General features: G+C 66.7%; 19 protein-coding genes. 9 read left to right on the top strand and 10 right to left on the bottom strand.

Annotation, left to right across the window (positions count from 1 at the left end):
• Positions 1-3: 3 nt before the first annotated feature.
• From BM172_RS13435 to BM172_RS13450, 4 genes are all read right to left on the bottom strand, one after another.
• The gene (locus BM172_RS13435; RefSeq protein WP_051548495.1) at positions 4-1,299 is read right to left on the bottom strand and encodes a histidine-type phosphatase; all 1,296 of its coding nucleotides are present in this window, start codon (positions 1,297-1,299) and stop codon (positions 4-6) included.
• Complete coding sequence (locus tag BM172_RS13440) at positions 1,296-3,788, bottom strand: TonB-dependent receptor (protein WP_026634631.1); 2,493 nt, start codon at positions 3,786-3,788, stop codon at positions 1,296-1,298. The genes BM172_RS13435 and BM172_RS13440 overlap by 4 nt, the downstream gene beginning before the upstream one ends.
• A gap of 121 nt (positions 3,789-3,909) precedes the next feature.
• Positions 3,910-4,953 (bottom strand): FecR family protein, encoded by a 1,044-nt coding sequence (locus BM172_RS13445; protein ID WP_051548494.1) that lies wholly within the window; start codon positions 4,951-4,953, stop codon positions 3,910-3,912.
• Positions 4,946-5,461, bottom strand: coding sequence for an RNA polymerase sigma factor (locus tag BM172_RS13450; RefSeq protein ID WP_231504166.1), 516 nt, complete (start codon positions 5,459-5,461; stop codon positions 4,946-4,948). The genes BM172_RS13445 and BM172_RS13450 overlap by 8 nt, the downstream gene beginning before the upstream one ends.
• A 378-nt stretch (positions 5,462-5,839) precedes the next feature.
• On the opposite strand from BM172_RS13450, the gene glnA reads away from it, so the two are divergent.
• From glnA to BM172_RS13475, 6 genes are all read left to right on the top strand, one after another.
• Complete coding sequence (gene glnA, locus BM172_RS13455; RefSeq protein ID WP_026634628.1) at positions 5,840-7,249, top strand: type I glutamate--ammonia ligase; 1,410 nt, start codon at positions 5,840-5,842, stop codon at positions 7,247-7,249.
• 123 nt (positions 7,250-7,372) lie between these two features.
• Entirely contained in the window at positions 7,373-8,068 is a 696-nt protein-coding gene (locus BM172_RS13460) for a glutamine amidotransferase (RefSeq protein WP_026634627.1), read from the top strand.
• Positions 8,069-8,205: 137 nt separating this feature from the next.
• Positions 8,206-8,829 (top strand): hypothetical protein, encoded by a 624-nt coding sequence (locus tag BM172_RS13465; RefSeq protein WP_026634626.1) that lies wholly within the window; start codon positions 8,206-8,208, stop codon positions 8,827-8,829.
• A gap of 141 nt (positions 8,830-8,970) precedes the next feature.
• On the top strand, positions 8,971-9,330 hold the full coding sequence (locus BM172_RS13470) for a hypothetical protein (protein ID WP_026634625.1): 360 nt from the start codon (positions 8,971-8,973) through the stop codon (positions 9,328-9,330).
• A 52-nt stretch (positions 9,331-9,382) separates the two neighbouring features.
• Complete coding sequence (locus tag BM172_RS22210) at positions 9,383-10,276, top strand: hypothetical protein (RefSeq protein WP_143096521.1); 894 nt, start codon at positions 9,383-9,385, stop codon at positions 10,274-10,276.
• The gene (locus BM172_RS13475) at positions 10,266-12,479 is read left to right on the top strand and encodes a beta-glucosidase family protein (protein WP_081805121.1); all 2,214 of its coding nucleotides are present in this window, start codon (positions 10,266-10,268) and stop codon (positions 12,477-12,479) included. Before BM172_RS22210 ends, BM172_RS13475 begins: the two co-directional genes overlap by 11 nt.
• Positions 12,480-12,625: 146 nt before the next feature.
• Here BM172_RS13475 and BM172_RS13480 read toward each other — a convergent pair whose 3' ends face one another.
• The 4 genes from BM172_RS13480 to BM172_RS13495 all read right to left on the bottom strand — a co-directional run bounded on the left by BM172_RS13480 (position 12,626) and on the right by BM172_RS13495 (position 16,704).
• Positions 12,626-12,904, bottom strand: coding sequence for a hypothetical protein (locus BM172_RS13480; RefSeq protein WP_026634623.1), 279 nt, complete (start codon positions 12,902-12,904; stop codon positions 12,626-12,628).
• A gap of 682 nt (positions 12,905-13,586) precedes the next feature.
• Positions 13,587-15,401 carry a tetratricopeptide repeat-containing diguanylate cyclase gene (locus tag BM172_RS13485; protein ID WP_026634622.1) on the bottom strand — a complete coding sequence of 605 codons (1,815 nt, stop codon included), beginning with the start codon at positions 15,399-15,401 and terminating at the stop codon, positions 13,587-13,589.
• A 31-nt stretch (positions 15,402-15,432) separates the two neighbouring features.
• The gene (locus BM172_RS13490) at positions 15,433-15,696 is read right to left on the bottom strand and encodes a hypothetical protein (protein WP_231504165.1); all 264 of its coding nucleotides are present in this window, start codon (positions 15,694-15,696) and stop codon (positions 15,433-15,435) included.
• A gap of 180 nt (positions 15,697-15,876) precedes the next feature.
• Positions 15,877-16,704: an SAM-dependent methyltransferase gene (locus BM172_RS13495; protein ID WP_051548492.1), complete on the bottom strand. Its 828-nt coding sequence runs from the start codon at positions 16,702-16,704 to the stop codon at positions 15,877-15,879.
• Positions 16,705-17,023: 319 nt separating this feature from the next.
• Between BM172_RS13495 and BM172_RS13500 the strand changes: the two genes are divergently transcribed.
• Genes BM172_RS13500 through BM172_RS13510 form a run of 3 tightly spaced genes read left to right on the top strand, consistent with a single transcriptional unit; the run spans position 17,024 to position 19,892 of the window.
• Entirely contained in the window at positions 17,024-18,031 is a 1,008-nt protein-coding gene (locus BM172_RS13500; protein WP_026634620.1) for a two-component system sensor histidine kinase NtrB, read from the top strand.
• Complete coding sequence (gene ntrC / locus BM172_RS13505; protein WP_026634619.1) at positions 18,024-19,412, top strand: nitrogen regulation protein NR(I); 1,389 nt, start codon at positions 18,024-18,026, stop codon at positions 19,410-19,412. The genes BM172_RS13500 and ntrC overlap by 8 nt, the downstream gene beginning before the upstream one ends.
• 30 nt (positions 19,413-19,442) lie before the next feature.
• The gene (locus BM172_RS13510; RefSeq protein WP_026634618.1) at positions 19,443-19,892 is read left to right on the top strand and encodes a GNAT family N-acetyltransferase; all 450 of its coding nucleotides are present in this window, start codon (positions 19,443-19,445) and stop codon (positions 19,890-19,892) included.
• A 130-nt stretch (positions 19,893-20,022) separates the two neighbouring features.
• On the opposite strand, the gene BM172_RS13515 is transcribed toward BM172_RS13510, so the two are convergent.
• On the bottom strand, positions 20,023-22,494 hold the full coding sequence (locus BM172_RS13515; protein WP_051548568.1) for a sensor domain-containing protein: 2,472 nt from the start codon (positions 22,492-22,494) through the stop codon (positions 20,023-20,025).
• Between the two features lie 149 nt (positions 22,495-22,643).
• A complete protein-coding gene (locus BM172_RS13520; RefSeq protein WP_026634616.1) occupies positions 22,644-23,801 on the bottom strand; it encodes a hypothetical protein in 1,158 nt (385 codons plus the stop codon).
• Positions 23,802-23,803: the final 2 nt, after the last annotated feature.

Raw genomic sequence — 23,803 nt, forward strand, 5'->3', positions numbered from 1 at the left:
GCCTTATTTGCTGACTGCCGGTTCATGCGGAGCTTCTTGCGATGACGCGGACCAGGCGCGCATGTCGGGCAACGCGGGATCGATGCGCGTGGCATCCAGGCGTCCGCGCAACCACGACGACAGCTTGTCCAGCGGACAATGGTCGGTAACGGGGCAAGGCGTGAGCCTCAAGGTCTTGCGCGTCAGCGCGGTGGGCCGGGCGACATCGGCGCGGCGCAGGGCATCGAGCGTGGGCATCGCGGTGGAGACCGTGACGCTGTAGGTGTCATGCGTCTGCCACAGATCGAACACCAGCGCGCCACCGGGCGGGTAGTCGTCGGGATGCGCGGCGTCATGCCAGTCGACATCCAGCAGGCCGGCCAGTTGCGCGAGATTGGTGTCGTGGCCGACCACCAGCACGGCGCGCGCGGATGCCGGTGCGAGCGCCGCGGCATCGGGCTTCTCGCCGTCAGCCTGCTGTAACGTGGCGAGCACGTGTGCAAGCAGGTTGGAACCGCCGCGTGCCGCGGCCGGCATGGCCTTCTTGCTCAGCGCGAACTGCAGGTTGTGCAGGGTGACGAGGCGGCCGATGGTCGCTTCGTCGCCCTGACCCCAAGCCACCTGCGCCGAAGGGAAACCCTGCGCGTATTCGAGCATCAGGTTCTCGCTCAGGCTGCCGGCGGTCTTCAGTGCCTTGGCGCGTGCGGCGTCATCCGCCGCGTCGAGCAGGGTCTTGCGGCCATCGGCATGCGCTTTCGCCAGGCAGGCCTGGCCTTCGCAACCGAGCAGCACGCGCTGCAGCTGCGCCAGCACGGCCGGCGGCCATGTGACGGGCAATGCGGGCTTGTCGTCCTCGTCCTTGTCGTCATCCTTGCCACCGAAGTGGAACAGCGGATTGTTCTGGTCGGTGGGCAGCGCCAGATACGTGCCGTCACATGCCGGCGCCAGGCCCTGCACCAGCGCCGCGCCGCTGGCGTGATTGCGCGGCGTGCTGTCGGCGATCACCACCAGCTGGTCCATGCGATCGCAGGCGCCGGACCACAGGCCGTCGGCGGCGAGCGTGCGGCGATAGTTCGCTCCGAGCGCGCGCATGCCTTCGATGCCATGCGGTGTGAGCTGCCCCGGCGCCACCGGCCAGGTCTCCCACGGCCGGCTGGCATACGGCGCCAGCGCGTCCGGCGCCTTGGTCGGCGCACGCACGCCGTGCCGCAGCACCACCACGCGCAGGCGCAGCGTCGCATCGTCCGCCTGCGCCAGCACCGGCGCGAGCAGCGCCGCGCCAAGCAGCGCGGCGCGGGCGAAGCGGCCCGGCGGCCTCACAGCTTCACCGACAGATCGAGGAACACGCCACGACCCGGCAGCCCGAAATACAGCGGCGTGCCGCTCACCGACTGCGTGCCTGCATAGCCGGTCAGCTTGTGCACGTTGAACAGGTTGTTGACGTCCACGCTCACCGAATACCCCTTCGCGCCCCAGGGACCATGCTCGCCGCGGAAGCCGAACGCCGCATCCCACGAGGTGTAGCCGGCGATGCGCGCGCCGTTGGCGAACACGTCGTTGCCGCTGGCGTCGGTGGCATTGTCCAGGCCGTACTGGTGACCCACGAACTTGCCCATCAGCGAGCCGAACCAGCCCTGCTGGCTGCTGTAGAGCAGGCCCAGCGCACCGGTCACCTTCGGCGTCGCCGCCACCTGCACGTTGCTGCCCTTGTAGGTCGCCTTGTTGTAGCTGGCATTGCCGTACAGGCTCAGGCTGGGCGTCAGCGCATAGGTCCCTTCCACCTCGGCGCCCTTGTACACCGCGCCGCCGCCGTTGACGTAAGCGCTTTCGTTGCCGTTGGCGGTCTTCACCTCGGTTTCGGTGATGAAGTTCTTGAAGTCGATGTAGTACAGGCTGGCGCCGAAGGTCAGTGCGCGCGTCGCGTAGGCGGTGCCGATCTGGTAGTTGGTGGTGAGCTCCGGATCCAGCCCGCGCGTGCCATTGAGTTCGATCACATCGATCGGCGGCGCCAGGAAGCCGCGTGCCACCTGCGCATACGCGCTCCACTCGTCGCTGAGGCGGTCGTGCAGGCTCAGCGAGGGCAGGGTGGCGCTGTAGGTGGCTTCCGCATGCGAAGGCACCGGCGGCGAGATCTTGTTGAGCGCCGCGTCGAGGCTGCGGGTGACCGAGGAGTAGCGCAGGCCCGGGCTCAGCGTGAGCTGGTCGGTGATGCTCCAGTCGTATTGCACATACGGCTGCGCGGTGTCGGTGCGGTCCTTGAGCTGGTAGTTGTAGACCGGGCCGTACTTGGTGCCGCTGCGCTGGCCGGTGGTCATGTCCAGCGGCAGCTGGTAGCGCTCGTCGAGGTTGCGCTCCAGCCACACGCCGGTCTGCAGCGTCCCCGGGCCGAGCGAACGCGCCAGGCGCAGCACGTCGCCGAAGGCGCGGAAGCCGTTGTCGGCCTGCTTGCCCGGCACGTCGGTGGCGGACTTGCCCACCTTCTTGCCCTTGGCGTCGTAGAAGGTCACGCCGTTGTCGGCGGGGTTGTTGTCGGTAGCGTCGCTGGCCTTGAGCGACCAGTGGTCGAAGCTGTTGTAGTAGACCTTGTTGTCCACGTCCCAGTCGCCCAGTCGCGTGACCAGGCCGACGTAGGTGAAGCTGGAGTAGTACGCGGCCCTGTTGTAGCCCTGGTACGACTGCAGCCGCGGATCGTCGCGCAGGCCGTAGCGCCAGCCGTACTGTGCGATCTCGTCCAGCGTCGCGCCCTGCACCGTGTTCTGGTGTTCCTGGTTGTAGCTGGTGACGAAGGTCAGCGTGGTGGCCGGTCCGAGGTCGCTCACCGTCTTGATGAAGGCGTGCTCGCGGCGGTCGTCGGTGCCCTTGAGGTAGGTGTCGCTGGCTTCCTTGGAGATGTCGGCGAACAGCTTGGTGTGCGCGCCGAGCTGTTCGTCCGCGGCGACGCCGCCGGCACGCGTGTTCCAGCTGCCCACGGTGAGATAGGGCGTGATGCCCGGCACGTCGCTGGGATCGCGCGAACGCAGGCCCACGGTGCCGCCGAAGGTGGCGTTGCCGATAGTCGATCCGCCGCCCGGACCACGGTCGATCTCGGCCTGGCCCAGCACGTGGTTGTTGAAATAGGCCGAGGTGGTGTGGTGCAGGTCGCTGGCGTCGCCGAACGGAATGCCGTCGAAGGTGATGTTGAACTGCCCGTCCTGGAAGCCGCGGATGCTGATGCCTTCGTTCTTGCCCAGGCCCGGACCTTCCGGCGAGGTGACGGTGACGCTGGGCGCGTACTTGATGATGTCGTCGAAGTTGGAATTAAAGCGCAGGCCGTCGCGGATGAAGCGCTCGTCGATCACCGAGGTCGGCTGCACCGCGTCCAGCGGCGCGGCGCTCGGCGCCAGCGTGTCCACCGCGTTGGCGTGCACGCTGATCGGCGCCAGTTCGCGCGTGGCGTTATCGGTGTCCACCGGCGGCAGGCCGCGCGACGCCGTCGCGTCCGCGGCCGGGGCGTTTCCCGTGCGCGCCGCCGGCACGATGGTCACCGTCGTGGGCGTGACGAAGCGGTAGTCCAGGCCGGTGCCGGCCAGCAGCTGGCCCAGCTGCGCGCGCGGTTCGCCGGCGGCGGCGCCGCGGCTTTTCACGCTTTCGGCCACCTCGGCCGAATACACCAGCTGCAGGCCGCTGCGGCTGGCCAGCAGGTCCAGCGCCTGCGCCAGCGGCATCGGTGCGATGGCCGGTGCGGGTGCGACATGATCCTGCGCATGCAGGGACAGGGACAGCGTGCCGCCGAGCAGCAGCGCGATGTGGAGGGCGAGCGTCTTGCGCATGGAACGGACCTTGGGCGAGAGGGGAGATCGAAGGCGGCGATGCACACACGCATCGCCGCCGCATGACCTCTACGAGTGCCCGGAGCGCCAGTCGGGTACCGCCGATTCGATGAATTTTTTCTTACAGCCTGCGCGTCACCCGGATGTCATCCGCGCCGCGCTGCACGCGCACGCCGGGCAAGGTGCCCAGGTAGGCGACGAAAGCCTCCGGATCGCGCGCATGGAAGCGGCCGCTGATGCGCGTGGCGGCCAGCGCCGGGTCGTCGATGCGCAGCGGCTTGCCGCCATAGGCGTCGAAGCGGCGCGCCACCTCGGCCACCGTGCTGTGCTCGAAATGGATATCGGCCGGCAGCCAGGCGGTGCGCCGGGCGAGGTCGGCCTGGCGTTCCAGCGCGGCCAGCCGGCCATTGGCGACTTCGGCGTACTGGCCGGCGTGCAGGTCCGCCAGCGTGTCGGCACGCGCGCCCGACGGTTCGCCCGGCCACACGCGCACTTCGCCGCTGATCACCGCGACGCTGGCACCGTTCGCGTTGCGATGAGCGTCGAACACGGTGCCGACGTCTTCCAGCACCTGCTCGCCAACGCCAACGCGCAGCGGGCGCGCGGGGTCCTTGCCCACGTCGAACAAGGCACCGCCGCGCAGCAGTTCGAAGCGGCGCTGCGTGCCGTCGTAGCGCACGGCCATCGCGCTGCCGCGATCGAGCTGCACCAGCGTGCCGTCGTCGAAGCCGAGCTGGCGCACTTCGCCGGCGGAGGCGTAGACGTCCATCGGCGCGACCGTACCGCGCACATAAGCGGCGCCGCCGATCAGCGCCACCGCGACGGCAGCGACCGCCTGCTGCCACCACGACGTGCCGCGTCGGCGCGTCGGTACCGCGGATGGAGTGCGCGGCATCAGCGGGCGCAGCGGCACCACCGCGCGTTCAGTGGCGGCCAGCGCGGCCAGCGCGTCGGTATCCAGCGCATCGAGCGCCGCGGCCGCGCCCAGATTGCCGTGCAGGCGGGCCATGCCGAGGTATTCGGAAACATGCAGCGGCGACAGCCGCAGCCAGGCGAGGAAGCGTGCATGCTGCGCCTCGTCCAGCCCTTCGCGCTGGTCGAGATACCACTCGGCCGCCTGCTCGGCGATGCGGCGCAGCAGGCGCGGGTCGACGGCGTCAGTCATAGCGCGCCATCCCGGTGCGGCACGCGGCCAGCGCCTTGACGATGTATTTCTTGACCATGTTGGAAGAGACGCCCAGGCGTTCGCCGATCTCGCGGTAGCCCAGCTCGTCGCGGTAATGCATGACCAGCACCGCGCGGCAGCGCGGGGTGAGGCGCGCGATCAGCTCGCCCAGCCGGCGGCGGCGCAGTTCGCGGTCCACATCGGCGGCCGCCTCGCAGGGCGTCGCCAGCCGTTCCAACACGTCTTCCAGCGCATCGCCGTTGACGGGCGCGCGCTGGCGCAGCGTCGCGTGCTCGCGCAGCAGGTTGGAGGCGATGGTGAACAGGTACGCCTCGGGATTGCGGATGTCTTCGGCGCCATGCCGGTCCGCGCGCAGCAGGCGCAGATAGACCTCCTGCACCAGGTCCTGCGCATCCCAGGCGTGCGCGGTACGCCGGAGGAAATAGCGATTGAGGGTGTCGCGCTGTTCCTCGAACAGGCGCGACAGCCCGGCGGCGGGGTCGGTCACGGATGCTCGCGGCGCGGTGGGATAGGCGCGGGACGCTAGTGCGTAGCAGTGACGACTGTGTGACGACGTAGGTTGGGGTGAGCCAAAGGCGAACCCCAACGTGGCGGTGCGGGGATGTTGGGGTTCGCCTTCGGCTCACCCCAACCTACGCCGGTGCCTTGGACTCAGGCTAGGATGGTGGGTGTCGTGGGCGAGGGAGGTGCATTCGGCCTTCCTGGTGCAATCCCGTTGTGGGATTAGCACCAATTCGGTGCGTGTTCGCGGCCTCGCTTCACGTCATCCTTACGCAAGTAACTGATCCGGCATGCCTCCACGCGCTGGCATGGAGCTTGCCAAAGAGCGAGTTGTTTCCACGTCCCCATCCATTCGAGGTTCGTCATGCCCGCCCAGAAAGTGCTCGACCTGATCCAGGAACACGACGTCGAGTTCGTCGACCTGCGTTTCGCCGACATGCTCGGCAAGCACCACCACGTCACGTTCCCGGCGCACACCATCGACGAGTCGACCTTCGAGGACGGCAAGATGTTCGACGGTTCCTCGATCGCCGGCTGGAAGGGCATCAACGAGTCGGACATGATCCTGCTGCCCGATCCGGACACGGCCTACCTCGATCCGTTCAGCGGCCACACCCAGCTGGTCCTGCACTGCGACGTGCTCGAGCCCAGCACCATGCAGGCCTATGGCCGCGACCCGCGCTCGATCGCCAAGCGCGGCGAGGCCTTCCTGAAGTCCACCGGCATCGCCGACACCGCCTTCTTCGGTCCGGAGCCGGAATTCTTCATCTTCGATTCCGTGCGCTGGCAGAACGACATGGGCCGCGTGTTCTACGAAATCGGCTCCGAAGAAGCCTCGTGGTCGTCGCGCTACAAGTACGAAGACAACAATACCGGCCACCGTCCGGGCGTGAAGGGCGGCTACTTCCCGGTCAGCCCGGTCGACTCGCTGGGCGACCTGCGCGCCGACATGTGCAAGGTGCTGGAGTCGCTGGGCCAGGTGGTGGAAGTGCACCACCATGAAGTGGCCAACGCGGGCCAGTGCGAGATCGGCGTGAAGTTCAACACGCTGGTGCAGAAGGCCGACGAGCTGATGACCATGAAGTACGTCATCAAGAACGTGGCGCACCAGAACGGCAAGACCGCCACCTTCATGCCCAAGCCGATCGTCGGCGACAACGGCAGCGGCATGCACGTGCACCAGTCGCTGGCGAAGGACGGCAAGAACCTGTTCGCCGGCGACCTGTACGGCGGCCTGAGCCAGACCGCGCTGTGGTACATCGGCGGCATCTTCAAGCACGCCAAGGCGATCAACGCCTTCGCCAACTCCACCACCAACAGCTACAAGCGCCTGGTGCCGGGTTTCGAAGCGCCGGTGATGCTGGCCTATTCGGCTCGCAACCGCTCGGCCAGCTGCCGCATCCCGTACGTGTCCAACCCGAAGGGCCGCCGCATCGAAGTGCGTTTCCCCGATCCGATGAACTCCGGCTACCTGGTGTTCACCGCGCTGATGATGGCCGGCCTCGACGGCATCATCAACAAGATCGACCCGGGCGCGCCGGCCGACAAGGATCTCTACGACCTGCCGCCGGAAGAAGAGAAGAACATCCCGCAGGTGTGCTCCAGCCTCGACCAGGCGCTGGAAGCGCTGGACAAGGACCGCGACTTCCTCAAGGCCGGCGGCGTGTTCACCGACGACTTCATCGACGCGTACATCGCGCTGAAGATGCAGGAAGTCACCCGCTACCGCGCCAGCACGCATCCGCTGGAATTCCAGATGTACTACGCGCTCTGAGGAGCGCCGAAGCTGGAAGGGACGAAACGGGCGCTGCGGCGTCCGTTTTGTTTTGCAGCGCCGGCTTCCGCGGGCGGCGTTGGCCGTATGCTCTGCGCAGCTTCGCCACCGAGAACCGCGCCCATGAACCGCACCGCCCTGGCCATCCGCCACGTTGCCTTCGAGGATCTGGGCCTGCTCGAACCCTTGCTGGCGGAACGCGGCTACCGCGTGCGCTATCTGGAAGCCGGCGTGGATGCCATCGATGGCCATCTGCTGGATGCGGCCGACCTGGTCGTCGTGCTCGGCGGGCCGATCGGCGTCTACGAGACGGATCGCTATCCGTTCCTCGTCGACGAATCCGCGGCCATCGCATCGCGGCTGGCTGCGGGCAAGCCGACCTTGGGCATCTGCCTCGGCGCGCAGTTGATCGCGCAGGCGCTCGGCGCGGAAGTGGCGCCCACGGGCAGGGCCGAAATCGGCTTCGGTGCGTTGACGTTGACCGACGAAGGGCGCGAGTCGGTGTTGAAGGACATCGGCGAAGTGCCCGTGCTGCATTGGCACGGCGATCAGTTCGCGATACCCGCTGGCGCAAAGCGGCTGGCGCAGACGACAGGCTTCCCTAACCAGGCGTTCGCCATCGGCGAGCACGTGCTCGGCTTGCAGTTCCATCTGGAAGTGGAACCGGAGCAGCTGGAGCGCTGGCTGATCGGGCACGCGCACGAGCTGTCTGCGCACCGGATCGATCCGAAAGTGTTACGCGATGATGCCGCTCTGCATGGCGCTGCACTCGCGCGTGCGGCGCGGGGAATCCTTGACGCCTGGTTGGATGGGCTCTAATGCCGCGGGACTGCGACTGAGAAAAGTCGCGCGATAGTCCCGTATTCCTCTGATTGATGAAAAAGATGGCCGATGTCAGCGTCTACGCAGCCACGCGTACGCGGTAGCCAGCTTCCTCAACGCATGGGAATACGACCATGAAGAACATGCTTGCCCTGTTCGGCGTGCTGCTTGCAGCAGACTGCGGCGCCGCGGTGATCGACGGAACGTTATATAACCTGCGTGGCCCAGTTTCCGGCTACAAGACAGCGGATAAGGCCGGCACCTGCTACGTAGCCATAACCGCATCGGACTGGTACTACAAGGACGGCTACCATTTCGTGGACGATCGCCAGTTGTGCAAACTCGCTCGTGCGAGCTATCTGCTGCGAAGTGACCTAAGGGCCAGGGCAGCGGTCAGATATGGCACGGACACCAACGAGCTCGTTGAATTCGAGGCGACACGCGACGGCGCGCCCTACTGGCCGCCCTATCGCACCGCAAGCAATAGAGCTGAGTACAAGTTGATTGGCCCGGTCAACGGCTATCTGCTCGTCATCAGGAATATGTCCTGCTTCGTGTCGATCAAGGGCAATGACGCACTAAGCAACGGCTACCACGAGGTCAAGAACCGCTCCCACTGCGACACTCTGTTCGGCGCCTATCTGGACGGTTCGACGGTCCAGCTGTCGGTTAAGAAAGCCAAGAACATAAACCAGGTCGTCAGTGTGGCGTTGGGCGACAACCCCAAGGTGTACTGGCCGCCCTACGGCAAGCATTGACCACCTCGCCCTGCTTTGTGTGTGGCGCATAAGCCGCACGCTGACCTTGAACATTCCAGCGCTTCGGACCGTGGCCGCCGCTCCAGGGCGCGACCACCTCCTGTCGGTCCGAACGCAGATTCCGAACATCAGGACCGATCAATGAAGAGCATCGTGCTAGTTCTCGCCCTTATGCCTCTGGCCGCCCAGGCCGGCTCCGCAACCAGCTACACCATGAAAGGCAAGATCGTCGGTTTTACGACGGAGAAAAACGGTGTGTGTCATCTTGCCATCGACACGCCGGACTTCCCTCAATACAGCCACGCCTATCATCACCTCGAAGACGGCGATTTCTGCCATGTAGTGCGCCTGGCTTATCAACTGAACGAGAGGGTGGTGGTCAAGGCCAATGTCTATTCGTATATGGCGGGCAATGAGGGAGCCATCACCCACGGTATAGAAAATGTGGAACTGACGCGCGACGGCAAGGCGTACTGGCCGCCGTATGGGCAGAGCAGATAGCGCTGACGGCGGTCGATCGAATCGCATTGATCTGACGAAGCGGATAAACAACATGAAAGACTCATCTGGAACAGCGCCTTTCGCCAAGCGCCAGCTTCGCCCGGCGTTACTGCTCATCATGCTTGCCTGGATGGTTTCCCCGGCGTCACGGGCCCAGGTTCAACATCTGTATTTTTACTCGGCGTCGCCGCCGGAAAGAGTGTTCAATGGCCCTATCAGCGGGCGCGGAACGCACCTCAACCTACTGAGGTTTGTATTGACTCCCACCACGCCCAGTGCATTTGTATCCGCTACGGCGAGCTACGGGCTGGCGCTGCGGGTCGCCGAAGCCCGATTGCGCGATGGACACGACGCCGCTGGTTATATCTACAGGATTACCGCCAATCCACGCTTTTACGATGTAACGCTCAGCTTGGAGCGGTTTCTGGAAAGCGAGTCAGCTAGCGGCGGCGTAACGGCACAGCGCCGTCCTCTGGCCAGACTGATCCAGGCGGCGATCAGGTTTTATGGAGACAATCGTGAGTTCGTATCGGAAGATAGGATTCTCCCCTCCATGGTTTCGTGGGCCATGCCGGTCGTTGGCATCAACGAACCGGACGGCCGCTTTCGAGTACAGGAGGGCGCGCGACGGGATAATCCGCGCTGGGACGGCACACGGAACAGCCAAGCCAATATCAATCGCTACCCGAACATACACTGGCCTGCCGGTGGTTTGAGCGAGGAGCTGTTGGCAGTTGCGGCACCTGGCGGATGGCTTCATCCGGCGCTTGTTCCGGATTGCGAACCACCTCAGAGAGAAAAGAGGGATACCGGCGACGTGAGTTGCTCCGGGCCGCAACCACTGATAAATCTTTCGAGATTGCTTGGAGTTCTTGCCATCATGTCATCAGAGCAAGACTCTTGGGATCGATCTGCTTCTTCGCGAAGGACGTCAGATGAACTATAAAATTGAAGGCATGCTGCGCAGCGCGGTCAAGCTCGGCCTGGCCGCGTGGATGTGTACCGCGATAGGACAGGTGCCTTCGGCGCGTCCATGGAGCGACCCGAAGCTATCCCCCGACCTGCGCGCCGACCAGTTGCTGGCGCAGCTCACCCAGGACGAGAAGTTCCACCTCATCCGCAGCTACTTCGCCGGCCCGCGCAAGCCGGAAGACAAGCCGGTCCCGCCGGGTTACATCGGTTCCGCCGGCTATATCCCGGCACTCGAGCGAGTGGGCATCCCCGCCATCCAGGAGAGCGACGCCGGCCTGGGCGTCGCCAGCTCCGAGCGCATGCGCCCCGGCGACTACGCCACGCCGTTGCCCGCCGGCCCCGTCACTGCGGCCACCTGGGATCCGAAGGTGGCATTCCGCGGCGGCGCGATGATCGGCGGCGAGGCGCACGCCAAGGGCTTCAACGTGCTGCTGGCCGGCGGCACCAACCTGATGCGCGAGCCGCGCAACGGGCGCAACTTCGAGTACGCCGGCGAGGATCCGCTGCTGGCCGGCACCATGGTGGGCGAGGCGATCCGCGGCATCGAAAGCCAGCACGTGGTCTCCACCATCAAGCATTTCGCCCTGAACGACCAGGAGACCGCGCGCACCACCGTCGACGTGCGCATCGGCGAGCAGGCCATGCGCGAATCCGACCTGCTCGCGTTCGAGCTGGCGATCGAGCGCGGCAAGCCCGGGTCGGTGATGTGCTCGTACAACAAGCTCAACGGCGACTGGGCCTGCGAGAACGACTACCTGCTCAACCAGGTGCTCAAGCGCGACTGGAAGTACCCCGGCTTCGTGATGTCCGACTGGGGCGGCGTGCACAGCGCGGCCAAGGCGGTGAACGCGGGGCTGGACCAGGAATCGGCCGCGGAGATCTTCGACAAGGACATTTACTTCGATAAACCGCTGCGCGATGCGCTGGCCAAGGGCGAGGTGAAGCAGGCGCGCATCGACGACATGGTCCGCCGCATCCTGCGCAGCTTCTTCGCTGCCGGTGTGTTCGAGCATCCGGCGAAGAAGGCCCCGATCGATGAGAAGGCGAATCTGGCCGTAGCGCGAGAGACGCTGGAAGCTGGCGCGGTGCTGTTGCGCAACGACAACCAGCTGTTGCCGCTCGACGTGGCGAGGCTGGAGTCGATTGCCGTGATCGGCGCACATGCCGACAAGGGCGTGCTGGCCGGCGGCGGTTCGTCGCTGGTGACGGCCAAGGGTGGCAATGCGGTGCCGGGGCTGAAGCCGAGCGACTGGCCGGGTCCGGTGATGTATCACCCGTACTCGCCGCTCAAGGCGTTGCAGTCGATGGCGCCGAAAGCCAAGGTGCAATTCACCGGTGGCGACGATGTGGCCGCTGCCGCGGCGCTGGCGGCGAAGTCGCAGGTCGCGGTGGTGTTCGTGCAGAAGTGGGCCGGCGAAGACTTTGACGCGCGAGATCTGTCGTTGCCGGACGGCCAGGACGCGCTCGTCACCGCCGTCGCCAAAGCCAACCCGCGCACCATCGTGGTGCTGGAGAACGGCAGCCCGGTTGCGATGCCCTGGCTGGAGCAGGTCGGTGCGGTGCTGGAGGTGTGGTACCCGGGCGGCGACGCCGGCAACGGCATCGCCAACCTCCTCTCCGGCAAGGTCAACCCTTCCGGCCGCCTGCCGCTGAGCTGGCCGCGCGATGTCTTGCAGTTGCCGCGCCCCGAATTACCTGGTGCAGGCGGCAGCGGCGCGCTGCCACAGAGCGTGGATTACGCGATCGAAGGCGCGAACGTGGGTTATCGCTGGTATCAGTCGAAAGATCTCCAACCATTGTTTCCGTTCGGCTATGGCCTGTCGTACACAAGCTTTGAACACGGCGCGCTAAAGGTCGATACGAAGGACGGCAAGGTCACCGCCACCGTGACCGTGCGCAACACCGGCAAACGCGCCGGCGCCGACGTCGCGCAGGTCTACGTGCAGGTGCCGGGTGCGAAGGCGCGGCGTCTGGCCGGATTCTCGAAGGTGTTCCTCAAGCCCGGCGAACAGCGGGAGTTGAGCATTCCGCTGGAGCGCAAGTTGCTGGCGGATTTCGATACGGCGAGGCATGGGTGGGTGGTGCGTGGGGGTGAGTACGTGGTGAGCGAGGGACGCTCATCGGCTGATCTTGGCAGGCCAGCGGCGGTGCAGTTGTCTGCGGGCGTGCTTCCGTAAACCCACCGCCATCATTCCTGCCTGCGTATGACAAGCAAAGAGCCGGCGTAGGTTGGGGTGAGCGAAGCGAACCCCAACGTCGGCATGCCGATGTGCACCGCAACGTTGGGGTTCGCCTGCGGCTCACCCCAACCTACGACGGTTGTTTACGCCGATTGTTGTTGCCATTGCAGACGGAGGTGCGCCTGCGTGGTGCAGCGCGTGCCCATCTCAATGAAGGCGGCGATGCCGTCGAGCATGATCGGCAAGCGATGTGCATCGATGCTGCCGCGTTCGTGCACTAACTCCGCCAGCAGCTTGATGGCGTTATAGGCGTACTGCAGCCACTCGGTGGCGTCGTTGAGCAGTTCATCCGGCTCTGCGCGCGGATCGGAGAAATAGTTGGTGTGGCGGATGATCCAGGGTTCGCCGAAAACGTTATTCATGAGCAACTCCTTGCTGAGTGCCGCATCCTCGTTCCATAAACGGCACGCCGCATACAGCACGGCGTGCCGCGATCACACGGACTCGAAGATTCACCGACGGCCCAAAGGTTGGGCATCGGGCGGCTTGATTGAGGAAGTGGGGTGCGGGGTTAGAGCGTTTCGCCATTGCGCAAGGCAACGCGCCGGGTTGCACGGCTCGGATTAATTCCTGCGAAAACTCTTAGCCCGCGGTTCTTCAACCGTGTCCGCGTAGTCGTCGGACGGCCCGGATGGGCGGTGAGGATGTCGCCGTGGGGATCGGCGAGCGTGCGAGTGACGTATGATCTGGCTTAGCCATGATCAACTCCTGACGTAGTTGGTGATGGTCAGCAGGTCGGGGGTGTTAACGGCACCCTCGGCCTGCGCTTTTCACAGCATTGCTGCCATGGTTGCTCGCGACGCAGTTCGAAGCACTCCGCGAACAACACACACGAAGCTAGCAAATTCAACTTTGGGTTGTCTGTAGTACTTCGCTTAAATATGCCGTCATTCCGGCGTAGGCCGGAATCCAGTGACGAAGGCGCATGCTTTTAGCGATAACCTCGTTGATTGGTCCTCGCAGAAATCGAGTGTGATCGCTACTGGATCCCGGCCTGCGCCGGGATGACGATCAAGAGCGAGTGCGACGACAATGGCCCGAGGCTCACGCCCGCTTGGCGTGCTTCTCGTCGCCGTTATCGGTCACGACACGATTGCGCCCACCGCGCTTCGCCCGATACAACGCCGCATCCGCATCGCGGCACAACGGCTGCATCGCATAACCCGACATGTCGGTCGCCGCCATGCCGATACTCGCCGACAGCGCAACGGCCAGATCCTCGCAATGCCCCGGCGATGCCTCGATCGTCCTGCGCACACGCTCCGCCAGCATCATCCCCTGCTCGCGACCGCAATCCACGAACAGGATGCCGAACTCCTCGCCGCCCAGGCGGCCGAACAGATCGCTGGTGCGCAGCAGCGGCCGGCACAGCGTCACCACATGCTTGAGCATGTCGTCGCCCACCGCATGGCCGTGCGTGTCGTTGATCTGCTTGAAATGATCCAGGTCGATGAAGATCAGGCAGGCCTTGCCGTGCTTCTTCTCGGTCAGATGCAGCGCACGGCTCGCTTCGGCGATGAAGGTCTGGTGATTGAGGATGCCGGTCAGGCCGTCCACGCAGGACAGCTTCTTGAAGCGCAGCTGCGAACGCTTGATGCGGAACAGCCAGAGCACGATCGACACCAGCATCATCAGCAGCAGGGCGATGTACAGCCGGCCGGTTTCGACGGCCTTGGTGTTCAGTGCCTGCTGCAGGCGCAGGATGCTGTTCTGCTTGGCCAGCGCGTCGGTTTCCAGACGCTGCACGTGCAGGTGCTGCTGCGCCATCTCGTAGGCCAGGGTGCGCGCGCTGATGTCGTTGAGATAGCCCTTGTCCTGCGCGGCGTACTGCTCGTGGTAGACCAGCGCGGCCGCGGTGTGGCCCTGGCGCTTCTCCACCTCGTAGAGCACTTCGTAGGCGACCATCAGCCATTCGCTGATCTCGCCCTGGTGCGCCATGGCGGCGGCGGCCAATCCCGCCTTGCGCGCTTCGCTGTCATTGCCGAGCATGGATAGCGCCTGCGCGCGCTCGGCCTGCGCGGAGAGCATGTGCGGATAGAAGCGGTTGAGCCGGACAGTGGGCTCGATGCGGTCGAGCAGCGCCAGCGCCTTGGCCGGCTGCTTCTCGTCGATGTACAGGCTGCCGAGCACCAGCCGGATGCTGTTGGTGGCCACCGGTTGCTGGGCCGCGGTGCAGGCGTCGATGCCCTCCTGCACTTCGGGGCTGGCCGAATGCAGGCGCTTGCCGTTGTAGAGCGCGGCCACCAGCAGGTTGAGCGGCAGGCAACGGTTTTCGCCGGCGGGGATCGCCTCGTCCATCATGCGCGCGTACTTGATCGCCAGGTCGGTCTGGCCGGCCAGGTCGAGCATCTGCGAGAGATTCATCAGGACCAGGAAGCGCGTCATCGGGTCCTTGATCGACGGCAGCTCCGAGGCCAGTCGGTTGGCCAGCGTGAAGGCTTCTTCGTAGCGCTGGTTCCAGCCCAGGTTCATCAGCAGCAGCGACGAGGCGCGGAAGCGGATGGCGTCGTCGGTGGCCTTGGCGATGATCTCGCGCAAGGCCTCTTCCGACTTGGCGTAGTTGCCCTGGAACATCACTTCCCAGGCATCCAGGTAGCGCAAACGCCATTCGTCGCGCGGCGAGAGCTTGGGCGTCTCGCGGTGCAGGCGTTCGAGCATCTGCACGAACTTCGGATGATCCTTGCGCTGCAGGCTTTCGGCCTGGTCGAGGAAGGCCGATGGATTGCCGATAGTGGACTGCACCGCCGGCCCGGTGGCGGTGTCGACCATCAGGCTGGCATGGCCGGGCTGCGCAAGCGCGCCCAAGCCCAGGACCGCGAGCGCGGTCCAGGTCTTCAAGCGGTTCGGCAGCCGGGCCATGGCGTCGTCGTGTCCGACGCGGACGCCGTGCTTATTCTTCTTCTTCGGGCGACAGCGGCGTCGGCAGTTGCTCGGGGAGGTCTTCCTCCTCGGTGCCCGGCGCCTGCGTGACCTGCGGCGGTTCGGACTTCTGCGCGCCGAGTTCGACCACCAGCGGCGCACTGTCGCCGGTGCTGGCGGCGGCCTTCAGCGCTTCGGAAGCCTGCGCTTCCAGCTGCTTCGCCAGTTCGTCACCCGGCAGGTGGCGCAGCGACGCATCGCTGCCAATGGCCTCGAGCAAATCGATGGTATCCATCATGTTTTCCCCTCATCCCCTGTTTACGTTCGTTATGGTGCGGCTGCTTGGTGTCGCACGCCGGCGCAATGGATGCGCCGGTCGGTTTCCTGGCCGTTCGCCACGCCTTGGGGCGCAGCGTACCGCCGGGTCACGCGGGGCGGTGTGCCCCCAAAAGCATGAGCGCGCGCCGTGCCGGCATCATGCCAGCGCGCTCTCCTTGTCCAAGGCTTCCAATCGTTCCCGCATGGCGAGATTGAGACGCAGGGTTTGCGATGGCGGCAGCACCACCGTTTCCTCCGAGGTCACCGTGACGTGCGGCAGCTCGCGCAGCGTAGTGCGGCGGATGCGCGGCTTTTCGATCGGCAGCGTCGCGCCGCGATAGATGATGACTTCGTGGTCCAGCGGGTAGTCGCGGCTGAGCAGTTCCACCAGCAGCTCGCGGTATTTCGGCCCGGTGCTGAAACGGCCCAGCGAGCGGTCGCCGACCAGACCCACCTGCCACAGCACCAGGTAACCGGCGTTGTCGATGCGGCGTTCGTAGAACAGCAGCTGGCTCGCCTCGAAATGCTGGCAGCCGTAGCGGCCCGGATCGATGCCCAGGTCCGCGTAGAGGCAATCCTCGGCGGAAATGCCCGGCTCCATATGCGCCTGGAAGCCTTCCGCACGCGCCGTTTCGATCACTTTGTGCGGCGACCAGGCGAAGATGCCGGGATGTCCGTAGAACACGCCGCACACGCGGTTGCCGGCGCGCACCTCGACCATCATCAGCTCGACCCATTCCCGATAGGTCTTCATGCGCGACTTGCCTTCGCGGTAGTACGGCTGAAGGCTGCGCACGTCCGGATGCATGCGCTGCAGCCACAGCTCCACCACGCCATCGGAAAGCCCGGCGAACACCACATCCGCCTGCTGGATATGGCTGCGAGCCAGCGGCGTCAGGTGGGAACCCAGGGTCATCCCCAGGCCGACACAGGCGAGACTGCCGCGGCGCGGTTCGTTGGAGGCTGGTGAAGGATGGGTCGGCATCGCGTGATAGTAGGGCAGTTTTGTGAGCGGACGCACATCTTCATTTGTGAAGGGTGTGCTGCTGCGCCGGCGGCTTCCTTGCTGTCGCCCGGAAGTGGCTTCGAGCTGTCGATACGTCATGCAGCTGCCCGGCGTCCCGGGTGATGGCGGATATGCCGCCACATAAAAGTTTGTATAAACAACGATGTGCATCGCATATGGCGGAAATGCCTGATGGATGGCGATAAATATTCAGCCATCGTTTATTTTGAGGGCCAGCCACTAGCGGATAGATCCGCAGACATTTGCACCAGCCCAAAGCATTGTCCATGATGGTGCAATGAACACGGCATCCTGGCGCGGCTGGGCAGAGCAGATGTCGACCGGGCTGGCCCTGGTCGACGCGGGGCTGCGGGTGGTGTGGATCAATCCCGCGCTGGCGGAATGGCTGGATACCGGGCCGCGCAGCGCGGTGGGTCAGCCGCTGGGATTGTTGCTGCATGAGCCGGACTGGCTGGGGCAGGCCGAGCGTGCCCTGGCGGAACAGCGCGCGGTGCAACTGCGCGGGGTGGCGCTGCGCACGGCGCGCGGGCGGGAATGGCCGGCCGATGTGGCGCTGCAGCCGGTGGACGGTGGCGTGTTATTGGAAGTGCATGTGCTGGCACCGGCTGCGCCGGCCGCTTCGCCGCTGTCCGCCACGCTGCGCGGCTTCGCGCATGAAGTGAAGAACCCGCTTGCCGGCCTGCGCGGCGCGGCGCAGCTGCTGCAGCGCCGGGTCGCCGACGAGGACCTGAAGGCGCTGGCCGGCCTGGTAATCGCCGAGGCCGACCGGCTCGCCTCGCTGGCCAACCGGCTGCTGCATCACGACGGCGCGCCGCGGCTGGGTCCGGTGAACATCCACGAGCAGCTGGAATGGCTGACCGACCTGCTGCAGGCCGAACCCGAGCCGCCGCAGCTGCGCCACGACTACGACCCCAGCCTGCCCGACGTGAAGGGCGACGCCGAGCGCCTGCAGCAGATCCTGCTCAACCTGGCGCGCAATGCGATTGAAGCCGGCGCGCGCACGCTCACCCTGCGCACGCGCGTCGAGCACGGCCTGCGCGTGGGCGAACGCATGCTGCGCACCGCCTTGCGCGTGGATGTCGCCGACGATGGCCCGGGCGTGCCCGCCGCGCTGCGCGACACCTTGTTCGAACCGCTGGTGTCCGGACGCGCCGACGGCAGCGGGCTGGGTCTCGCCCTGGCGCGCGAGATCGCGCGCGAGCACGGCGGCGAGCTGCGCTACGCCAGCCGGCCGGGCGAGACGGTGTTTTCGCTGTACCTGCCGCTGGAGCGCACCCATGAGTGAAGAAATCTGGATCGCCGACGACGATCGCGGCGTGCGTTTCGTCCTGGCCGAAGCGCTGCGCGACGCGGGCCTGGCGGTGCGCGAATTCGGCGATGCCGAATCGGTGCGCGAGGCGTTGCGCGATGCGCGTCCCGCGCTGCTGTTGACCGATGTGCGCATGCCGGGCGAAGGCGGCCTGGCCTTGCTCAATGACCTGAAGGCGCGCGGCGTCGGGCCGGTCATCGTGATGAGCGCGTTTACCGATGTCGCTACCACCGCCGCCGCCTATCGCGCCGGTGCGGCGGATTACCTGGCCAAGCCGTTCGATCTGGATCAGGCGGTCGCCGCGGTGCAGCGCGCGCTGGCCGATGTCCCCGCTGCCGCCGCGCCGCCGCCCGCGCCGGTGGTCCCCGCGCATGCGCTGCTCGGCGAAAGCCCGGCGATGCGCGAGGTGTTCCGCCTGATCGGCCGCGTCGCGGCAAGCGAACTCAATGTGCTGATCACCGGCGAGACCGGCACCGGCAAGGAACTGGTAGCGCGCGCGCTGCACGAGGAAAGCGCGCGGCGCGAGCGTGCGTTCGTGGCGCTCAACACGGCCGCGATTCCCAGCGAGCTGCTGGAAAGCGAACTGTTCGGCCATGAGGCCGGCGCCTTTACCGGCGCCACGCGCCGCTACGCCGGCCGTTTCGAGCAGGCCGAGGGCGGCACGCTGTTCCTGGACGAGATCGGCGACATGCCGCTGGCCTTGCAGACCCGTCTGCTGCGCGTGCTGGCGGGCGGCGAGTTCTATCGGGTGGGCGGACGCGAGCTGATCCGCGGCAATGTGCGCATCGTGGCGGCCACACACCAGGACCTGGATGCGCGCGTGGCGGCCGGCCTGTTCCGCGCCGACCTCAAGCACCGCCTGGACGTGGTGCGCATCGAACTGCCGGCGCTGCGCCAGCGGCGCGCAGATATTCCGCTGCTGGCGCAGCATTTCCTCGCCGCGGCGGCGCGGGAGCTGAAGCTGCCGCCCAAGCGCTTTTCCAAGGCCGCGCTGAAAGCCGTGGCGCAACGCGATTTTCCCGGCAACGTGCGCGAGCTGGAGAACCTGTGCCGCCGTCTGGCGGTGATCGCTCCGGGTGTGGAAATCCTGCCGGCGGATCTCGGCGGTCCCGCCGCCGCTCCTGCGCTGGGCGACTGGACCGACGCGCTGCGCGAATGGGCCGCGCTGGCGCTGGCCGACGGCGAGAGCGACATCCATGCGCGGGCACGCGAGGCGATGGATCACACCTTGATGCAGGCCGCGCTGGCCGTGCATGGCGGGCATCGCCAGCATGCGGCGGCGGCGCTGGGGGTCGGGCGCAATACGTTGACGCGCAAGCTGGGCGCGTCGCGTACGCGGCGGCCGTCGCGGCCTTGAGTCACTTACGAATCTAGCGGAGCTTTCTCCATGTCACTCACGGTGCGGGCCGCGCAACGCGGCGATATCCAACACATTGCCGACTGGAACCAGGCGATGGCCTGGGAGACCGAGCAGAAGCGGCTGAATCCCGAAGTGCTGGCGCGCGGCGTGGCGGCGGTGTTCGACGAGCCGCGGCGCGGCTTCTACCTGGTGGCCGAGCGCGAGGGCGAGCCGGTGGGGTGCCTGCTGGTGACGTATGAGTGGAGCGATTGGCGCTGCGGGGATTTCTTCTGGATCCAGAGCGTGTATGTGGTCGAGCATGCGCGGCGGGGCGGGGCGTTCCGGGCGATGTACGAAGCCGTGGCGCAGCGCGCGCGTGAAGCCGGCGCGGTCGGCGTGCGTCTGTATGTCGAGACCGAGAACGAGCGTGCGCAGCGCACGTATGCGGGGCTGGGCATGGAGCGCTGTCATTACTTCATGTACGAAGCGGGCTTTTAAAGCCCCTCTCCCCTCGGGAGGGGCGTAGGTTGGGGTGAGCCGCAGGCGAACCCCAACAATGCGAGGCGCATCCATGTAGCGATGTTGGGGTTCGCCTGCGGCTCACCCCAACCTACGCCGGGCGCAGTGGTCAGGCGGGAACCAGCAGCCGCTCGAACTCCACCGCCGGCATCGGCGCGCCATACAGGAACCCCTGCAACAACCGGCACCCCGCCTGGCGCAGATAATCCGCCTGCTCCGGCGTCTCCACGCCCTCCGCCACCACGCTCATCTCCAGGCTCTGCGCCATGGTGATGATCGCGTCGGCGATCGCCGCGCTATCGGTATCCGTCGCCACGTCACGCACGAACGCGCGCGGGATCTTCAGCACGTCGATGGGGAAGTGCTTGAGGTAGGACAGGCTGCTGTAGCCCGTGCCGAAATCGTCCAGCGCCAGGCTCACGCCGAGCTCTTTCAGCTGCTGCATCAGCGCGCGGCTGTGGTCGCCGCCGGACATCACCATGCGCTCGGTCAATTCAAGCTCGATCATCCCCGGCGGCAGCTCGCTCTCGCGCAGCATGTCGCGCAGCGCGTCGTGGAAGCCCGGCTGCAGGAACTGCGGCGGCGCGACGTTCACTGCGATCGACACGCTGCGCCCGGAGCGATGCCACACCGCCGCCTGCTGGCAGGCCTGCTGCAGCGCCCAGCGGCCGAGCGGACCGATCAGTCCGCTCTCCTCGGCCACCGGCACGAACTGGTCGGGGCGATAGACGTCGTGGCCGTCGACCTGCCAGCGCAGCAGGGCCTCGGCGCCGACCACCACGCCGGTGAGCGCGTCGACCTTGGGCTGGTAATGCAGTTGCAGGTCGCCGCGGCGCATCGCGGTGCGCAGGTCGCGCTCGATGCGCATCTGCGCGGCCGGGCGCTCGGTCATCGCCGCGGTGAACAGCCGGTAGCTGTTGCGGCCCTGCATCTTGGCTTCGTACATCGCGGTGTCGGCGTGGCGGATCAGCGCCTCCGCGTCGTCGGCATCGTCCGGATACAGGCTGATGCCGGCGCTGAAGCTCAAGGCGAGTTCGGCCAGCTCGTGCGGCGGATGCTCGTGCCAGCGGCGCATCAGCAGCTCGCAGGTCTTGGCCGCGTCGACGGCGCTGTCCACGTGCGGCAGCACCACCATGAACTCGTCGCCGGCGGTGCGGCTGACGATGTGCTCGCCGCCGAGCAGGCCGCGCAAGTGCGCGGCGAACAGGCGCAGCAGCTGGTCGCCGGTCTGGTGGCCGAGCGAATCGTTGATGTGCTTGAAATGGTCCAGGTTGATGAAGATCAGCGCCGCGCGCCCATGACGCCGCCGTGCCGCGGCGATCACCTGGGCCAGCCGCGCCTGCAACAGATGGCGATTGGGCAGGCCGGTCAGCGTGTCGTGCTGCGCCATGTGCGCCATCTTCAGCACCAGCGCGCGGGTGGCGCTGACGTCGTGGAATACCAGCACGCCGCCGATCACGTTGCCGGCATGGTCGTGGATCGACGCCGCCGAATCCTCGATCGGCGTGCGGAAGCCATTGCGATGCACCAGCATCGCATTGCCGCGCAGCTCCACGATGGTGTCGCGGCCGATCGCCTCGCGCAGCGGATTGCGCAGCAGCTCGTCGCTGTCGCCGTCGATCAGGCGGAATACGTCTTCGATCGGCTGGCCCAGCGCCTCGGCATGGCTCCAGCCGGTCATCGCCTCGGCGATGGGATTGAGCGAGGTCACGCGCAGCTGCAGGTCGGTGGTGATCACCGCGTCGCCGATCGAGCGCAGGGTGACTTCGGCCAGCTCGCGCTCGCGGAACAGGGCTTCTTCGTAGGCCTTGCGCTGGCTGATGTCCTGGATCTGCGCCACGGCGTGGAACGGCGTGCCGTCCGGCGCGCGCACCAGCGACACGGTCAGCAGCACGTGCACCACGTGGCCGTCATGGTGGAAGTAGCGCTTTTCCAGCTGGTAGGAGTCGCGCTTGCCGTCCATCAGCTCGGTGGCCAGTTCGAAGCTCTTGGCCACGTCGTCCGGATGGGTGATGTCGCGGATATTGAGCTGCAGCAGTTCCGGCTCGCGGTAACCGAGCATGTGGCACAGCGCGGCGTTGACGCGCAGCAGGCGGCCGTCCGGCGCGACCAGGCCCATGCCGATCGCGGCGTGCTGGAAGGCGCCGAAGAAACGCTGCTCGCTTTCGCGCAGGCGCGTTTCCAGCGCATGGCGCTCGGTGATGTCGATCAGCACGGTGAATACGCCGGTCACCGTGCCGTCGGCGTCGTAGTCCGGCTGGAAGCTGCCATGCACGTAGCAGCGCGACTGGCCGGCGAACATCTCGCCTTCATACACGGAAGGATGGCCGCGGAGGGCTTCGTCCAGGCAGGGGCTGGCGCGCTGCAGGCTGGCTTCGTCCAGCACTTCGCTGACGTGGCGGCCGAGCAGTTGGGCGGGGTCGACACCGAGCCAGGACTGGTGCGCGGCATTGGCGAAGCGGATGCGCAGCTCGCGGTCGATGTAGGCGATCAGGGCCGGCGCGCCGTGTACGACACGAGCGGTCCAATCGGGCTCGGTCGAAGCCGGCCCGGTCTGCCGATCGGGTTCGATCCGCTGCATGCCCATATCGCCCGTCCGTCCACCCCTGTAGGACGCTAGAGACCGCATGATGCGCCAAGTCGCGGCGGGTGGGCAGTGGGTGGCGATGCGGTCGAAGTGAAGGAAATGTCTACGCGGCCATGCTTTCCGACGTCGGCCGCATGCGGGCGTCAGTGCAAAGGTTCGGCCGGTGCGCCGAGGCGTCCGGACTCATCCAGCACGATGCGGCCCAGCGCATGCAGCTCAGCCGGAATGCCGCTGCGCTCGGCCAGCGCGGCGACCAGCGGACCCAGCGCCCGCGGCTGCAGCGGATAACCGTTGGCGAGCACTCGTGCGCGGCCGTTCTCGCCGCGCTGGGCCAGGGTGACCGCGATCACGCCCAGGCCCGGCGCCTCGTGCGCGTGAATGCGCGCCTCGCCATACGCCGGGTCCAGCGCGCCGAACACTTCCAGCAGGTAGCCGGGTTCGGCCGCGGTGGCGCTGGCCTGGGTCGACTCCAGCGCCTGCGCGATGCGGTGCGCATCCAGCAGGGCGGCGTACTGGCGCAGCTCGAACACGATGCCGGCCAATTCGTGCGCGCGATGCCCAAGCTCGACAGGGGTGGGGTCGATGGCCTGCGCGGCGGCCCAGTCGGAGGGCGACTGGATCCATACCTTGCCGTCGGCGTAGCGCAGGCCCAGGCCGCGGGCGCTCAGCGTGGCTTCCTCGCGGTAGGGCGTGAGCAGCGCGCATTCCAGCAGCGTCCACAGGGCCGCGAGGTTGACGTGCTCGTACTGCACGCAGGTCATCGCCAGCAGGTCGTTGCGGCTGAGGAAGCGCGCATGCTCCAGCCGCACGCCGAGCGCGCGCATCAGCCAGTCTGAGGTGCGCGCGCCGGCTTCGCCGCGGCCGACCAGTTCCACTTCCAGGCGTTCGGCCAGTTCCTCGGCCAGCGCCTCGGGCGCAAGCAGGCTCAGCGGCAGCAGGCGCATCGGGCCATCGGCGTAGGTGCGTTCCGGCTCCAGCGGCTGGGCCGGCATGTGGCCTTCGTGGGTGCCGAAGGCGACCACGTTGTCCAGGTGGCCGCGCGGCACGCGGCGGGCCAGCTCATCCAGCGTGGCCCACACGGGGAAGCCGGGGCGCAGCAGTTCCACCGCATCGAACAGCGCGCCGGCCACGGCCAGGCGACATTGCTCCACCTGCGGCACCAGCGCGTGCAGGTCGGCGGCGGCCAGGGCGGCCAGTTCGGCGGCCTCGTCGCGGCCCAGGGTCAGGCGCTGCGGTGTTTCGCCGGGCGACAGCTCCAGCGCGAGCACGATGGGCAGGGCGACCAGCGACGAGGCTTCCACGT

Source organism: Dyella marensis (genome assembly GCF_900112865.1).
GTDB lineage: Bacteria > Pseudomonadota > Gammaproteobacteria > Xanthomonadales > Rhodanobacteraceae > Dyella_D > Dyella_D marensis_A.

Excerpts from the sequence above, each read along its gene's own strand:
- BM172_RS13440 (WP_026634631.1), bottom strand. The coding sequence starts at position 3,788 with ATGCGCAAGACGCTCGCCCTCCACATCGCGCTGCTGCTCGGCGGCACG.
- BM172_RS13445 (WP_051548494.1), bottom strand. The coding sequence starts at position 4,953 with ATGACTGACGCCGTCGACCCGCGCCTGCTGCGCCGCATCGCCGAGCAG.
- glnA (WP_026634628.1), top strand. The coding sequence starts at position 5,840 with ATGCCCGCCCAGAAAGTGCTCGACCTGATCCAGGAACACGACGTCGAG.
- BM172_RS13460 (WP_026634627.1), top strand. The coding sequence starts at position 7,373 with ATGAACCGCACCGCCCTGGCCATCCGCCACGTTGCCTTCGAGGATCTG.
- BM172_RS13465 (WP_026634626.1), top strand. The coding sequence starts at position 8,206 with ATGAAGAACATGCTTGCCCTGTTCGGCGTGCTGCTTGCAGCAGACTGC.
- BM172_RS13470 (WP_026634625.1), top strand. The coding sequence starts at position 8,971 with ATGAAGAGCATCGTGCTAGTTCTCGCCCTTATGCCTCTGGCCGCCCAG.
- BM172_RS22210 (WP_143096521.1), top strand. The coding sequence starts at position 9,383 with ATGAAAGACTCATCTGGAACAGCGCCTTTCGCCAAGCGCCAGCTTCGC.
- BM172_RS13475 (WP_081805121.1), top strand. The coding sequence starts at position 10,266 with ATGAACTATAAAATTGAAGGCATGCTGCGCAGCGCGGTCAAGCTCGGC.
- BM172_RS13480 (WP_026634623.1), bottom strand. The coding sequence starts at position 12,904 with ATGAATAACGTTTTCGGCGAACCCTGGATCATCCGCCACACCAACTAT.
- BM172_RS13485 (WP_026634622.1), bottom strand. The coding sequence starts at position 15,401 with ATGGCCCGGCTGCCGAACCGCTTGAAGACCTGGACCGCGCTCGCGGTC.
- BM172_RS13490 (WP_231504165.1), bottom strand. The coding sequence starts at position 15,696 with ATGGATACCATCGATTTGCTCGAGGCCATTGGCAGCGATGCGTCGCTG.
- BM172_RS13495 (WP_051548492.1), bottom strand. The coding sequence starts at position 16,704 with ATGCCGACCCATCCTTCACCAGCCTCCAACGAACCGCGCCGCGGCAGT.
- BM172_RS13500 (WP_026634620.1), top strand. The coding sequence starts at position 17,024 with ATGAACACGGCATCCTGGCGCGGCTGGGCAGAGCAGATGTCGACCGGG.
- ntrC (WP_026634619.1), top strand. The coding sequence starts at position 18,024 with ATGAGTGAAGAAATCTGGATCGCCGACGACGATCGCGGCGTGCGTTTC.
- BM172_RS13510 (WP_026634618.1), top strand. The coding sequence starts at position 19,443 with ATGTCACTCACGGTGCGGGCCGCGCAACGCGGCGATATCCAACACATT.
- BM172_RS13515 (WP_051548568.1), bottom strand. The coding sequence starts at position 22,494 with ATGCAGCGGATCGAACCCGATCGGCAGACCGGGCCGGCTTCGACCGAG.